This is a genomic window from Stenotrophomonas sp. 169 (assembly GCF_014621775.1).
In the GTDB taxonomy this organism is placed as follows: Bacteria; Pseudomonadota; Gammaproteobacteria; order Xanthomonadales; family Xanthomonadaceae; genus Stenotrophomonas.
In genome coordinates, this window is the sequence record NZ_CP061204.1 from 1498997 (window position 1) to 1513069 (window position 14073).

The following is a 14073-nucleotide window of genomic DNA, read 5'->3' on the forward strand; positions in this document are numbered from 1 at the left end:
GTGAGTCAACTTCGATCACGTTGTTGGCTGTGGGATTCACGTCACGACGGGCGGCCGCGGGCCATGGGGCCGGAACGAAGGCGCGGGGCCACGCGTATCATCTCTATGTCCCGCACTATTTCCCCCGGAGTCCCGAAGTGAACAACCCGCCACGCCGCCCGCACGTCAGCCAGGTCCAGAAAGGGCTGACGCCGCATCCGCGCATCCGCAACGTGGTGGCCGTGGGCTCTGGCAAGGGCGGGGTGGGCAAGAGCACCACGTCGGTCAACCTGGCCGTCGCGCTGCAGCAGTTGGGCGCCCGCGTCGGCCTGCTGGATGCCGACATCTATGGTCCGTCGGTGCCGGCGATGATGGGCCTGTCCGGCCGGCCGGAGAGTCCGGACAACAAGAGCATCGAGCCGCCGCGTGCATTCGGCGTGGACACGATGTCGATCGGCTACCTGATCGACGATGAGACTCCGATGATCTGGCGCGGCCCGATGGCCACCTCGGCGATGACCCAGTTCTTCAACGACACCCTGTGGGACGACCTGGACGTGCTGCTGATCGATCTGCCGCCCGGCACCGGTGACATCCAGCTCACCCTCACCCAGAAGATTCCGCTGGCCGGTGCGGTGATCGTCACCACGCCGCAGGACATCGCCACGCTCGACGCGCGCAAGGCGCTGAAGATGTTCGAGAAGGTCGAAGTCCCGGTGCTGGGTATCGTGGAAAACATGGCCGTGCATACCTGCAGCAACTGTGGTCATGTCGAGCACCTCTTTGGAGCGGGCGGCGGCGAGAAGATGGCCGCGCAGTACGCTGTACCGTTGCTCGGCTCGTTGCCGTTGCAGATCGACATCCGCGAGCAGGGGGATGCCGGCACGCCGATCACCGCCGCGCAGCCTGATTCGACCGCTGCGCAGGCCTACCGCGTCGCCGCGACGCGCCTGCTGGAAGAGCTGGCCAAGCGTCCGCGGGCCTCGATTCCGATCCTGTCCTCGCTGGTCTGACGGCCGCTGGCCGCCAGAACGGCGCGCGAGCGGCCGCTGGTCGTCACCCCGTGGCCGCAGCTGTAGAATCAGGCCCCGGGTTATTGCCTCCCTCCCCAGCCAGGATCAAGCATGAGCATCAAGAGTGACCGTTGGATCCGCCGCATGTCCGAGCAGCACGGCATGATCGAGCCGTTCGAAGCCGGGCAGGTCAAGCAGGCCAACGGCGAGCGCATCGTCAGCTACGGCACCTCGAGCTATGGCTACGACGTGCGCTGCTCGCGCGAGTTCAAGGTGTTCACCAACATCAACTCCACCATCGTCGACCCCAAGCACTTCGATCCGAAGAGCTTCGTCGACGTGGTGGCCGATGAGTGCATCATTCCGCCGAACAGCTTCGCGCTCGCACGTACCGTGGAGTTCTTCCGCATTCCACGCGACACGTTGGTCGTCTGCCTGGGCAAGAGCACGTACGCGCGCTGCGGCATCATCGTCAACGTGACCCCGCTGGAGCCGGAGTGGGAAGGGCACGTGACGCTGGAATTCAGCAACACCACGCCGTTGCCCGCACGCATCTACGCCAATGAAGGCGTGGCACAGATGCTGTTCTTCCAGGCCGACCAGGACGATGTCTGCGAGACCTCGTACAAGGATCGCGGCGGCAAGTATCAGGGCCAGACCGGTGTGACGCTGCCGCGCACCTGATCAACGTCGCATGCCGACCGGCCAGGTCGGCATGCGCGCGATCCGCGCAGTTACTTGCCGCGGCCGAACAGCATCCCGATGCCGACCGCCACCAGGCCCACGGGCCACCACGTGGCAAGCAGGCGGGTGAAGTTCATGTTGGTCCAACCGAGGTTGGTGGCGAGCATGAACAGCCCGACCAGGATCAGCAGGATGGCGGCGACTAGATTGAAACGCATCGGGGTCTGCTAACGCTCAAGGGTGGGGCGGATATCCTAGCTTGTCCTTCCAGTGCAGGACACGTTGTTCCAGCACCTCCGGAGCGAAACGATGTGCTTCGCCGTGGCCCCACACCGGTGCCGGCCATGCCGGATCGCCTTCATGGCGCCCGATCACATGGAAATGCAGCTGCGGCACGATGTTGCCAAGCGCACCGATGTTGATCTTCTGCACCCCGTCTTCGACCTTCAGCGCCTTGGATACCCGGTTGAGCTCGGTGCGCAGCTTGTCCTGCTGCTCGCCATCCAGGTCGATCCATTCGGTGACCCCGGGCAGGCGCGGCACCAACAGCAGCCAAGGGTAACGTTCATCATTCATCAACCGGATCTGCGACAACGGCCCCTCGGCGACCAGTACGCTGTCGTTGGCCAGGCGCGAATGCAGTTCGAAATCACTCATCCAAGATGCTCCTTGAAGAATTTCAGGGTGCGGTCCAGCGCCAGGGCGGCGCTGTCTGGATCATACGCATGTCCGACGTCCCGGTTGAAGCCGTGGTCGGCCGGGTACACGAAGGTCTCCATTCTGGGCAGCTTCTCGCGGTGGGCGGCAATGGCCTCCGGCGGGATGCTCTTGTCCTGTGCGCCGAAGTGGAACATCACCGGTGCCTTGGGGACTTCATCCAGGAACTGCACGTTGCGGGCGCCGTAGTAGCTGACCGACGGCAGGCCCAGCCGCAGCGCGGCGAGCAGGGCGATGCTGCCACCCCAGCAATAGCCGACCGTGCCCACTTTGCCATGCACGGCCAGCCGGCTGGCCGCGGCGCGGACCAGCACCAGTGACTTCTCCACACCGACGGCGTCCACCTTTTCCAACCCGGCCTTCACGCCGTCACCGTCGTAGGGCAGCTCGACCGGCGGGGCGTCCGCGTCATCGCTGAGCAGGTCGAAGAATGACGGCGCGAGGACCGCGTAGCCCTCGGCGGCAAAGCGTTCAGCGACCGAGCGCATGTGCGGGTTCACCCCGAAGATTTCCTGGATGACCACCAGGCCGCCACGGGGCGTGCCTTCCGGCAGGACTTCCCAGGCGCGTGCCTTGCCGTGGTGAGTATCAAGGTTGATCCAGTTGCCCATGGTGCGAGGCCTCTTCAATAGGGTTGGCGCACCATTATCCGCTTCGGCGGCGTAAGCGGGCTGTCAGCAGCGACCGGTCAGCGGCATCCGAGGTGCTGGGGCTGCTTGCCCTGTGCCCGCAGGTCGTCCAGAAAGACTTCAAACTTCGCCATGGCCGCCTGAAGGCTGCTTTCCAGGTACTCCACCCGGCGCACGACGGGCTGGCCGTTCTCGTACACCCGGTAGGAACAGGTGTAGTACGTGTCTCCCGCACGGGCTGCCGAAGCGGCTGTGGTCAGCAGAAGGAGGGTGAGGCAGGTCGCGGCGATGCGTGTCATCGGGGAGTCCTCTTGCATGCCGGCACCGGGCCGGTCCGGCGCGGGCGGATGATCGCCCTGGCAGCTTCATGCTGGGATCGACCGGGCAGCATGCATATGAGGATTGCTGCAGAAATGAGGCCGGGGCACCCATTGTCTTCATCCCGTCATGCCCTGCCGCCCGGCTCAGGGTTCAGGCGCCGGCGGCTGGCCCGGTATACTTGCCCGATCCAGGCCCCCAGGCCACGCCCGGCCCAGGCCCCCAGAGTCCCCGATCCATGTCCCAGCTGAACCCCAAAGTCGGCTTCGTCAGCCTTGGCTGCCCGAAGGCCCTCGTCGATTCCGAACGCATCCTCACCCAGTTGCGGGTGGAGGGGTACGACATCGTGCCGACCTACGACGCCGCCGACGTAGTGGTGGTCAATACCTGTGGCTTCATCGATTCGGCAGTGGCCGAGTCGCTCGACGCCATCGGTGAGGCCATGAATGCCAACGGCAAGGTGATCGTCACCGGCTGCCTGGGCAAGCGCCCCGAACAGATCCGCGCGGCGTATCCGGACGTGCTGGCCGTGTCCGGTCCGCAGGACTACCAGAGCGTGATGGAAGCGGTGCATGCGGCGATTCCGCCACGCCACAACCCCTTCGTGGACCTGGTGCCGGATTACGGCATCAAATTGACGCCGCGCCACTACGCCTATCTGAAGATCTCCGAGGGCTGCAACCACCATTGCAGTTTCTGCATCATTCCGTCGATGCGCGGCAAGCTGGTCTCGCGGCCGGTGGATGAGGTGCTGCGCGAGGCCGAGCGGCTGGTGCGGGGTGGCGTGCGCGAACTGCTGGTGGTCTCGCAGGACACCTCGGCCTACGGCGTGGATGTGAAGTACGCCGAGCGGATGTGGCGTGACAAGGCTTACCAGACGCGCATGAAGTCGCTCTGCGAAGGCTTGTCCGAACTCGATGCCTGGGTGCGGATGCACTATGTCTACCCGTATCCGCACGTGGACGACATGGTGCCGCTGATGGCGGAAAACCGCATCCTGCCCTACCTGGATATCCCGTTCCAGCACGCCAGTCCGCGCATCCTGCGCCTGATGAAGCGCCCGGGTGCCGTGGAAAAGACCCTCGAACGCGTGCAGAACTGGCGCCGCATCGCGCCGGACATCACCGTGCGGTCGACCTTCATCGTGGGCTTCCCCGGTGAGACCGAGGCGGAGTTCGAAGAACTGCTGTCCTTCCTGGACGAGGCGCAGCTGGACCGTGTCGGTGCGTTCGCGTACTCGCCGGTGGAAGGCGCGACCGCCAACAACCTGCCTGATCCAGTGCCGGAAGAGGTGAAGCAGGAGCGTCTGGCGCGTTTCATGGAGAAGCAGGCACAGATTTCCGCGTCGCGGCTGGAGGCCAAGATCGGCACTGTGCAGCAATGCCTGGTAGACGCCATTGAAGGCGACATCGCGGTGGCCCGCTCCAAGGCCGATGCACCGGAGATCGATGGACTGGTGCATATCCAGAACGCCGACGAGGTGACCCTGCGGGTGGGCGATTTCGTCGACGTGGAGATCACCGAAAGCGATGAGCATGATCTGTACGGCGACGCGCTGCCGCCGGCGGCCGTGCCTGCCGCACGCAAGTCGCTCGACCTGAAGATGCTGTGACCCTGTCGGGCCCCGGGGGCGTCGTGCGTGGCAACGAGTGACTGTCACGCTGTGGCGCCAGACGGGCCGCGTCGGCGCTTCGTTGCCCCGCAGCGACAGGACGTGGATATGTCCTGCTTTGCGCACCCGCTGTTCGACGCGGTGCGCGCATACGGCGATCTACTGACCGCACGTGACTGGCCAGCGATCGATGGTCTTGCCAACCGTCTGCTGCTGCCCGGCAAGCATCTTGTCCCGCAGGATGAGAGGCTGCTGGCCGATGGCCTGCACTATGAGTGCCGCATTGCCGAGCGCGGGCAGATCGCGACCCGCGCGGAAAACTGGCATGACCTGTTCAATGCCTTGGTCTGGGCGCGCTACCCGGCCATCAAACTTGCCCTCAACGCGTGCCAGTGCATGCACATTGCGGCCATGGGGGCCAGCCAGCGCAATCGCGCGCAGGCCGCGCTGACCCAGTTCGACGAAACGGGCGTGATCGTCCGGGTGCGCGACGCTGCGGTGATGGCAGCGTGGAATGCGCACGATTGGCAGGGTCTGTTTGTCCAGCACGCTGGATCGTGGCGTAACGGCGACATCAGCGTGGTTGCGGTGATCGGCCACGCGCTGATGGAGCAGGCGCTGCTGCCGGGCCGTCTGCTGGTCGGCAAATGCGTGGTGGTGCAAGGCGAGGAGGATGCGATGTGCGTCGACGCGGTGGCGCAGGCGATCGGGCATCAGGACGTCCTGACAGACCCCCTGCAACTGCGGCCCCTGCCGTTGGCCGGGATTCCCGGATGGCATGCCCCGCAGGACGTCGGATTCTATCGCCAGGCAGCGTATTTCCGACCGCTGCGCGACGGCCGTGTCTACCCGCTCCCGGTAGAGCCGCAGGTAGAGCCGCCGGTAGAGCCGACTTCAGTCGGCTGCATTTCACGCGGTGCAAAGGCAGCCGACTGAAGTCGGCTCTACCCATCGGCTCTACCCATCGGCTCTACCCATCGGCCAACCGTCGGTGTCAGACGCTGTTGTACGCGACCGATACGATCACGAAGCCGTGCCGGCCCCCGGGCAGGTCGACTTCGAACTCGTCGTCGACGCGCTTCTTCAACAGGGCGCGGGCCAAGGGCGAATCAATGCTGATCCAGCCGGTGCTGGCGTCGGTTTCGTCCGGGCCGACAATGCGGTGCCGACGCACTTCGCCGCTGTCCACGTTCTCCAGTTCCACCCACGCGCCGAAGAAGACCGCCTGTGGGTCGCTGGGTTCACCGTCGACCACGCGCAGGGCTTCCAGTCGCTTGCTCAGGTACCGCACGCGCCGGTCGATCTCGCCGAGCTGCTTCTTGCGGTACGTGTATTCGGCGTTCTCCGAACGATCGCCTTCAGCGGCGGCCGCCGCCAGGGCCCGCACCACCTCCGGGCGGCGTACCCGCCACAGGTCGTCCAGCTCTGCTTTCAGGCGCGCATGGCCGCTGGAGGTGATCAACGCAGTACTTTTCTCTGCCGGTGGACGCCAACGCGACATCAGCGCTTGCCGCCGAAGATGCCACCGAGAATCCCGCGTACGATCTGGTTGCCCAGCTTGGTGCCGACGGTCCGCGTGGTCTGTTTGGCCATGGTCTCGATCATGCCTTGGCGGCGTTTGGTGCCGAAGATGGCGTCCTTGATGGTCTGGCCGAAGCCGCCGCCCTGGGCGTCATCCTGTTCGCGCGTGCGGGCCTTGGGCGCGTCGGTCGTTTCCACGGTTTTCTGCGCCCGCTGTGCCAGCCGTTCCGCTGCCGATTCGCGGTTGATGGCAGTGTCATAGCGCGTCCCGACCGGACTGCCTGCACGCACCTGCGCACGTTCCGTGTCGGTCACCGGCCCCATCCGGCAGCGGGGTGGGGCGATCAGGGTCTGCTGCACCGGCATCGGAATGCCTTTGTCCTGCAGCGTGGACACCAGCGCTTCACCGGTGCCGAGCGAGGCAAGGACGCGCGCCACGTCCAGCTTCGGATTGGGAACGAACGTCTCTGCGGCGGTCTTGACCGCCTTCTGGTCGCGCGGGGTAAAGGCGCGCAGCGCATGCTGCACCCGGTTGCCCAGCTGGCCCAGGATGTTGGCGGGCACGTCGTCGGGGAACTGGGAACAGAAGTACACACCGACCCCCTTGGAACGGATCAGCCGCACCACCTGCTCGATACGCTGCACCAGGGACGACGGTGCGTCGTTGAACAGCAGGTGCGCCTCGTCGAAGATGAAGACCAGCTTCGGCTTCTCCAGGTCGCCCACTTCCGGCAGCGTTTCAAACAGCTCCGACAGCAACCACAGCAGGAAGGTGGAATACAGCCTGGGCTTGAGCACCAGCTGGTCCGCTGCAAGGATGCCGATCACGCCGCGTCCGTCATGGTTGACCCGCATGAGGTCAGCCAGTTCCAGTGCCGGTTCGCCGAAGAACGCTTCACCGCCGTCCTGGGACAGGCGTAGCAGCGCGCGTTGGATCGCCGCGACCGACTGCGCGCTGACCAGGCCGTATTCGGTGGAGATGTCCTTGCGTTCTTCAGCAACCAGGCCAAGCAGGGCGCGCAGGTCATCCATGTCCAACAGCAGCAACCCGCGGTCATCGGCCAGCTTGAACACGATATCCATCACGCCGGACTGGGTGTCACTCAGTTCCAGGATCCGTGACAGCAGGGTCGGCCCCATTTCGCTGATGGTGGTGCGCACCGGGTGCCCCAGCTTGCCGTACAGGTCCCAGAAGATGGCCGGACTGGCCGCCGGTGCGTAGTCGGCCACGCCGATCTGCGCCGCGCGCTGCAGCAGGGCATCACCGCCGGCCCCGGCAACCGCCAAGCCGGATACGTCGCCTTTTACGTCCGCCATGAATACCGGAACGCCGATGCGCGAGAAGCCCTCGGCCAGCGTCATCAAGGTGACGGTCTTGCCGGTACCGGTAGCGCCGGCGACCAGGCCATGGCGATTGCCCAGTTTCGGCAACAGGGTGACCGCTATGTCGTCGGTGATGCCGTTGCCGAGCAGAATCGGGTCCATGGTCCAGCCTCTCTGATGAATACGCGCAATGTACGCGCAATGTTAACGGGCCGCGCCGCGCTGTCGTTGCCCGGGTTGCCCCGACCTTGGCGGCACCGCTACTCTGCCCGTCTGATCCGCACACAGTGCCAAAAATGCCCGTTCCTGTCCTGCTTGCTCGTGCCTTGCCCGTCCTGGCGCTCGCCAGCCTGCTGGTTGCCGTCCCCGACGCCCATGCGCAGCGTGTATCCAACCGTGACCGGGCCAAGGCCGATGCGCTGCAGCAGCGCATGGGCGTGGCCGAGAAACGCTACACCGACGCGCTGCTGCGCGTGGCCAATGCCGATCCCAAGGGGGCTGCCGAAGCCGATGCGGCACTGGAAGACATGGAGGACGTGCTGAGCGCATGCGTGGCGCAGAAGGGCTGCCAGATGAGCAACCTGCTGGCGACCTACAAGCGGCTGCTCAAGCGGGATGCCGATGCGGAAGGCGAGGACAGCGTGGCCGACGAGGCGGGTGACACCTTGCAGGCCGACCCTGACCACATCGGGCCGCTGGCCGCCGACGTGCCCGAGGCGGCGCGTGCCGCCGCCCTGCTCAACGACAAGCGCCACGCCTTCGACAGCATGGTGGAGTACAACCCGGCCATCCAGGCCGGCATCCGCCGTTGGCTCACCGACATGCGCCCCGCGTTGCTGACCAGCTACGAGAATTACCAGAACGTGCGCGCGGTCATGTGGCCGGAGTGGGAGAAGCGCGGTCTGCCCGAGGCGCTGCTGTTCGGCATCATGGCCAAGGAATCCAACGGGCGCGTGCATGCGTCATCGCGTGCGGGCGCTGCCGGGTTGATGCAGTTCATGCCGGCTACCGGTCGGCGGTTCGGACTGGGCCCGGATGGCACCGGCTTCGATACCCGGTTCGATGCGCGCAGCGCGGCTGAAGCCAGCGCGACCTACCTCAATGAGCGCATGCGCCAGCTCAACAACAATATCGAGCTGTCGCTGGCAGGCTACAACGGCGGGGAAGGGCGCGCGCTGCGTGTGTTCCGCCAGGGCGGTGGTCAGAGCTTCTGGGTGGACAGCGTGTACAGCGAGTTCCCGGCAGAAACCAAAGACTACGTGCCGATGGTGATCGCGGCGGCCTGGATCTTCCTGCATCCGCAGCAGTACGGCGTCGAGTTCCCGAAGGTCAACGCACAGCCGGCCACGGTGCGCCTGGCCAAGTCGACGACGATCTACGAGCTGACCATCTGCCTGGGTAGCCAAGGCACGCGTGATGGCTACATGCGGACGCTGCGCAACCTCAACCCGCGCTACGAGGCGGACGGCTGGATCCCGGCCGGTACGCTGATCAATGCCACCACCCGCATCGCTGGTCTGTACACGCGCAACTGCGTCAGCGGCCCGCGTGCCGACCTGGCGCGTACGCTGATCACCGCCGATCTCAATGCGGCGATCGTGCGTCCCAGCGCAGCCAGCTTCACCGGCAGCGTGGCGGTGGGGGGCGTGGTGCCGGTGGCGGCTGCGGAAGCGAGCGTGGTCGGCACGGCGCCGGCCGCCCCGGTGGTCGCACCGCGTCCTGCCGCAGCGCGCCCGCAGCCGGTGCGCACCCACAAGGTGGGAAAGGGCGACACGCTTGGCAGGATCGCGGCGAAGTTCCGCTGCGATGTGCCGACGCTGGCCCGCGCGAATGGGCTGAAAGCGCCCGCGTACAGCCTGCGCCAAGGCCAGACGTTGAAGCTGCAGGGCTGTGGCAACTGACGTGCCCCGGTAGTGACGGCCGCTGGCCGTCAACGGGCAGAGCCGCCGAGCATGGCTCGGCGCTACCGAAGCGAGGGTCGCGTCCAAGGGCGCGCGATGGCGGGATACCCGGTAGCGCCGAGCCACGCTCGGCGAGCGCGCAGCGCGGCCTGCATCAGGTGATGCGCGCGGTGTCGGTAATGACGGCCGCTGGCCGTCAACGGGCAAACGCGCCGAGCATGGCTCGGCACTGCCAGGGCCGTCTTACTGCAGGTCGCGCAGGTTCAATCGGCGCAGCGTGGGATTCTTCCAGGCGGTAATGCCCGCCACGCTGAGCACGGCGAAGCCGCCCAGTACCACCGCAGGCACCAGTCCCAGCCACTTCGCCATCGTGCCCGCGTAGAACGCGCCGAGTTCGTTGGACGAGCTGATGAAGATGCCGTTGATGGACGACACGCGACCGCGCATCTCTTCCGGCGTCGCCAGCTGCAGGATGGTCGAACGCACCACCACCGACACGCCGTCAAACGCGCCGTAGAACAGCAGGATGAGCGCCGACAGCCAGAAGTGGTGGGACAACCCGAAGCTGATCACACATACGCCGAAGCCGCCCACGGCGAACAGCAGCACGCGGCCGGCGTGCTGCTGCAACGGGTGGCGCGCAAGCCACAGCCCGACCGCGATGGAACCCAATGCCGGGGCCGCACGCAGGATGCCCAGTCCTTCCGGGCCGTAATGCAGAATCTCCTGCAGGAAGGCGGGCAGCATCGCCACCACGCCGCCCAGCAGCACCGAAAACATGTCCAGCGCCATCGCCCCGACCATGATCCGGTTGCCGACCACAAAGCGCGCCCCTTCGGCGATGCTGCGGAAGATCGGCGCGGCCGGCCCGGTGTGCACCGGCTCGGTGACGCGCAGCGAGGCCAGGCAGCCCATGGCCACCACCGCAAAGCCGGTCGCCACACCGTACGCCACGCCCTTGCCGCCCCAGCCCACCAGTACGCCGCCCAGCGCGGGGCCGACCACCATGCCCGCCTGGAAGAACACACTGCCCAGCCCGGCGCCGCGTGCGAACTGATGGCGCTCCAGCACGCGGGCAAACAGTGCGTTGTAGATGGGTGACAGGAAGGCGCGGACCATGCCGGTCAACGCGATGGCCGCATAGATCGGCCAGACGCCGTGGAAGGGGAGCCGGCCGAACGCTACCGCGCACAGCACCAGCGCGGTGGCGACCAGGCCGGCACACGCGGCCATGCCCAGCCGGCGCCGCGGCAGGTGGTCGACCAGATAGCCCGCGAACGGCGCCACGCAGAAGAACGGCAGCACTTCGGCCAGGCCGACCAGGCCCAGCGAAAAGGGATTCCGGGTGACCTCGTAGATGTGCCACCCCACGGTGACAGCCACGATCTGGTACGACAGCATCGCGAAGATGCGGTAGGCCAGCAGCTTGGTGAAGCCGGGACGGGCCAGCAGCGTGCGCGCGCTTTCTTCGGTGGGGGCCGGCACGCTCACGGGGCAGGGTGCGGTTGCTGGGCCTGTGCAGTCTCACGGATGAAGGACAGCATCGCCGCCACGCCATTGCTGCGGGTGGGCGAGAGGTGGCGCGACAGACCGATGTCCTGGATGTAGGTCGGTTCGGTGGCGAGTATCTCGCTTGCGCTCCTGCCGGAATACACCCGCAGGGCCAGGAAGATCAGGCCGGACACGATCGCCGAGTCACTGATCGCATGGAAGCGCAGGTTGTCTGCATTGCCCTCGGGCACGATCCACACCATCGACTGGCAGCCGAGCAGGCGATGCTCTTCGGTCTTCCATGCCTCAGGGAAGGTCGGCAGCTTGCGGCCCAGGTCGATCAGGTACTGGTAGCGCTCGGACCAGTCGCTGAAGAACGAGAACTCGTCGGCGATCGTGGTCTGTGCCTCGGCAGCGGTGGCTTCAAGGGGAAAGGGGGAGTCGGTCATTTCAGTCTTCAAAGGGCGGAACAGCCGGCCGCAGCGGCCGACCGAGGGACCATCAGGCGCGCTTGCGTACCCAGCGCACACCCTGGGCGGTGTCTTCCAGCACGATGCCTTCGGCCGCCAGCTGGTCGCGGATGGCGTCGGAACGGGCGAAATCGCGGTTCTGCTTGGCCGCTGCCCGCGCGTCGATCAGGGCCTGGATGCGGGCATCGTCGTCGCTGTCGCCAGCGGCGTTGCCGAACCACACGCCCGGATCCTGCTGCAACAGGCCCAGCGCGAGGCCGGCGCCGAGCAGTTCCTGCTTGAGCTGGTGGCGTGCAGCAGGATCGACGGCTTTGCGCGCCTCACCGGCGATGCGTGCCAGTTCGGCCAGGGCCAAGGGCGTGTTGAGGTCGTCATCCAGCGCCGCTTCGATGGCTGCCGGAATCCGTGCCTGCGCGTCGACGTCGGCCAGATCACGCAGCGTGCCGTACAGGCGGTCCAAGGTGCGTCCTGCTTGCTCGATCACGGCGTCGGACCAGTCCAGCGGCTGCCGGTAATGCGCCGACAGCAGCGCCAGGCGCAGCGCTTCCGGAGGGTGCTGGCGCACCAGGTCGTGCACGCGTTCGATGTTGCCGAGCGATTTGCTCATCTTGGCACCGCCGAAATTCAGCATGCCGTTGTGCAGCCAGAAGCGCGCAAAGACCTTACCGCCATGCGCGCACTCACTCTGCGCGATTTCGTTTTCATGATGCGGGAACTGCAGGTCCACGCCGCCGGCGTGGATGTCGATGGTCGGGCCCAGGTGCGCGGCGGCCATTGCCGAACACTCGATGTGCCAGCCGGGGCGGCCACGCCCCCACGGGGACGCCCAGCCCGGGAGGTCGTCGCTCGACGGCTTCCACAGGACGAAATCACCCGCGGCGCGTTTGTAGGGCGCCACCTCCACGCGGGCACCGGCCAGCATTTCCTCCGGGTCGCGGCGCGACAGCTTGCCGTAGCCCTCGAAGGTGTCCACGGCGAACAGGACGTGGCCTTCCGCCGCGTAGGCATGGCCGTTGGCGATGAGCTGCTCGATCATGGCGATGATCTGCGCCATGTGCGCGGTGACTTCCGGCTCGATATCCGGCGGTACCACGCCCAATGCGGCCATGTCGTCGCGGTAGGCAGCGGCGAAGCGGTCGGTGATGGTGCTGATCGGCACACCCTGCTCTCGCGCAGCGGTGTTGATCTTGTCGTCCACGTCGGTGATGTTGCGCGCATAGCGCAGGTTGCCGAAGCGGCGGCGCAGCAGGTCGGCCAGCACGCCGAATACCACCGGTCCGCGCGCGTTGCCGATGTGCACGTAGTTGTAGACAGTAGGGCCGCACACATACAGGGTCGGACAGGCAGGATCGAGCGGGGTGAACGTTTCGAGCTGTCGTGTCAGGTTGTTGTGCAGGCGCAGTGTCATGGCGGGAGGACTGGGGGACAAGCCGTTGATTCTAGCGCTGCAAGGGCCTGCGGGGTACCGCCGGGCATTGCGCGCGACCGCGTGGGGTGGCCCCGCGCGCGACGGACGGGTAATGTTCAGCCCCTTGGCGTCCGTGCTGCCTACACTATTACCGTGCATCTGATCCCCTCGCCAATGAGAACCGCCCTCCTGCCTGCGCTGGCCTGCCTGCTGGCCGGGCCTGCCGTGGCCCAGTCCGAAGAGGGCGAACCGCGCAACCGGGTGGTGATCGTCGAGAATCTGAAGTTCGACTACGCCCAGGTGCTGAACGTCGAGCCGGTGTTCCAGACGCTGCGTGCGACACGCACCGAGGAGCATTGCGAGCCGGTGACCACGCGCAACCTGCCACCGGTGAATGTCACCGGCGAAGAGCCGGTGGAAGACAAGGGGCGGTTTGGACGGCTGTGGGAGTCGGTCCGGTCTATCTTCAAGCCGGGCGAGCAGGATCCGGCGGCCCCGCCGGTCGCGCCGTCCGAGACGCCGTCCAGCAATGCACCGATGCTTACCCGTGACTGCCGGATCGTCCCGGTCGGGCGCGAGTTCCGCCGGCCCATCGCCTACGATGTGGATTACGTCTACAAGGGCACCAAGTACCGCTCGCGACTGGCCGAAGACCCGGGCAACCGGTTGAAGATCCGCGTATCGATCACCCCGTGGGTGGGGGCCGAGCAGGGCGCCGCCGCAAATCCCTGATCAGCCTCTTGCACCGCACCATCGGCCATGCCACCATGGCGGAAATGAACGCAACCGACTTCCAGCACGACACGAGCGCCGCCCGCCAGGCCACCGGCATGACGTCGCGTGCCCGCCGACCGGAATCCCACATTTCCGCTGGGTGACCGGAGCTTCGTGCTGTCTGTTCGGTAAAAAACCCAGCCCCCCGGCTGGGTTTTTTCGTTTCAGCGTCTGAAAAGTTACATCTGCACTCATTCCCACCCCCGCGCACTGGACGCTCCGCCCCGCCCGTG

At 66.3% G+C, this 14073-nt stretch carries 15 protein-coding genes; 6 read left to right on the forward strand and 9 right to left on the reverse strand.

What is annotated here, in order from left to right; genetic code table 11:
- The first annotated feature begins 137 nt into the window (after positions 1-137).
- Together apbC and dcd are read left to right on the forward strand one after the other, a co-directional pair.
- Positions 138-992, forward strand: coding sequence for an iron-sulfur cluster carrier protein ApbC (apbC, locus tag ICJ04_RS06405; RefSeq protein ID WP_188326697.1), 855 nt, complete (start codon positions 138-140; stop codon positions 990-992).
- 111 nt (positions 993-1103) lie between these two features.
- The gene (gene dcd / locus ICJ04_RS06410; protein WP_188326698.1) at positions 1104-1676 is read left to right on the forward strand and encodes a dCTP deaminase; all 573 of its coding nucleotides are present in this window, start codon (positions 1104-1106) and stop codon (positions 1674-1676) included.
- A 50-nt stretch (positions 1677-1726) separates the two neighbouring features.
- On the opposite strand, the gene ICJ04_RS06415 is transcribed toward dcd, so the two are convergent.
- The 4 genes from ICJ04_RS06415 to ICJ04_RS06430 all read right to left on the reverse strand — a co-directional run bounded on the left by ICJ04_RS06415 (position 1727) and on the right by ICJ04_RS06430 (position 3321).
- The gene (locus ICJ04_RS06415; protein ID WP_188326699.1) at positions 1727-1894 is read right to left on the reverse strand and encodes a DUF5668 domain-containing protein; all 168 of its coding nucleotides are present in this window, start codon (positions 1892-1894) and stop codon (positions 1727-1729) included.
- Positions 1895-1910: 16 nt separating this feature from the next.
- A complete protein-coding gene (locus tag ICJ04_RS06420) occupies positions 1911-2333 on the reverse strand; it encodes an HIT family protein (RefSeq protein ID WP_188326700.1) in 423 nt (140 codons plus the stop codon).
- A complete protein-coding gene (locus ICJ04_RS06425) occupies positions 2330-3004 on the reverse strand; it encodes a dienelactone hydrolase family protein (RefSeq protein ID WP_188326701.1) in 675 nt (224 codons plus the stop codon). Before ICJ04_RS06425 ends, ICJ04_RS06420 begins: the two co-directional genes overlap by 4 nt.
- Before the next feature lie 77 nt (positions 3005-3081).
- Positions 3082-3321 carry a hypothetical protein gene (locus ICJ04_RS06430; RefSeq protein ID WP_188326702.1) on the reverse strand — a complete coding sequence of 80 codons (240 nt, stop codon included), beginning with the start codon at positions 3319-3321 and terminating at the stop codon, positions 3082-3084.
- 257 nt (positions 3322-3578) lie between these two features.
- Here ICJ04_RS06430 and rimO point away from each other — a divergent pair, with 257 nt between their 5' ends.
- Together rimO and ICJ04_RS06440 are read left to right on the forward strand one after the other, a co-directional pair.
- The gene (gene rimO, locus ICJ04_RS06435) at positions 3579-4952 is read left to right on the forward strand and encodes a 30S ribosomal protein S12 methylthiotransferase RimO (RefSeq protein ID WP_188326703.1); all 1374 of its coding nucleotides are present in this window, start codon (positions 3579-3581) and stop codon (positions 4950-4952) included.
- 108 nt (positions 4953-5060) lie between these two features.
- Entirely contained in the window at positions 5061-5888 is an 828-nt protein-coding gene (locus ICJ04_RS06440; protein ID WP_188326704.1) for a DUF3025 domain-containing protein, read from the forward strand.
- A 58-nt stretch (positions 5889-5946) separates the two neighbouring features.
- Here ICJ04_RS06440 and greB read toward each other — a convergent pair whose 3' ends face one another.
- Positions 5947-6453, reverse strand: coding sequence for a transcription elongation factor GreB (gene greB / locus ICJ04_RS06445; RefSeq protein ID WP_188326705.1), 507 nt, complete (start codon positions 6451-6453; stop codon positions 5947-5949).
- On the reverse strand, positions 6453-7958 hold the full coding sequence (locus ICJ04_RS06450; RefSeq protein WP_188326706.1) for a helicase HerA-like domain-containing protein: 1506 nt from the start codon (positions 7956-7958) through the stop codon (positions 6453-6455). The genes greB and ICJ04_RS06450 overlap by 1 nt, the downstream gene beginning before the upstream one ends.
- Positions 7959-8092: 134 nt before the next feature.
- Between ICJ04_RS06450 and ICJ04_RS06455 the strand changes: the two genes are divergently transcribed.
- Entirely contained in the window at positions 8093-9697 is a 1605-nt protein-coding gene (locus tag ICJ04_RS06455) for a transglycosylase SLT domain-containing protein (protein WP_188326707.1), read from the forward strand.
- A 243-nt stretch (positions 9698-9940) separates the two neighbouring features.
- On the opposite strand, the gene ICJ04_RS06460 is transcribed toward ICJ04_RS06455, so the two are convergent.
- Genes ICJ04_RS06460 through cysS form a run of 3 tightly spaced genes read right to left on the reverse strand, consistent with a single transcriptional unit; the run spans position 9941 to position 13066 of the window.
- Positions 9941-11188, reverse strand: a complete 1248-nt coding sequence (locus ICJ04_RS06460) for an MFS transporter (RefSeq protein ID WP_188326708.1) — start codon at positions 11186-11188, stop codon at positions 9941-9943.
- Complete coding sequence (locus ICJ04_RS06465; protein ID WP_188326709.1) at positions 11185-11637, reverse strand: SufE family protein; 453 nt, start codon at positions 11635-11637, stop codon at positions 11185-11187. Before ICJ04_RS06465 ends, ICJ04_RS06460 begins: the two co-directional genes overlap by 4 nt.
- 52 nt (positions 11638-11689) lie before the next feature.
- A complete protein-coding gene (gene cysS, locus ICJ04_RS06470) occupies positions 11690-13066 on the reverse strand; it encodes a cysteine--tRNA ligase (RefSeq protein WP_188327226.1) in 1377 nt (458 codons plus the stop codon).
- A 174-nt stretch (positions 13067-13240) separates the two neighbouring features.
- On the opposite strand from cysS, the gene ICJ04_RS06475 reads away from it, so the two are divergent.
- Complete coding sequence (locus ICJ04_RS06475; RefSeq protein WP_188326710.1) at positions 13241-13798, forward strand: hypothetical protein; 558 nt, start codon at positions 13241-13243, stop codon at positions 13796-13798.
- Positions 13799-14073: the final 275 nt, after the last annotated feature.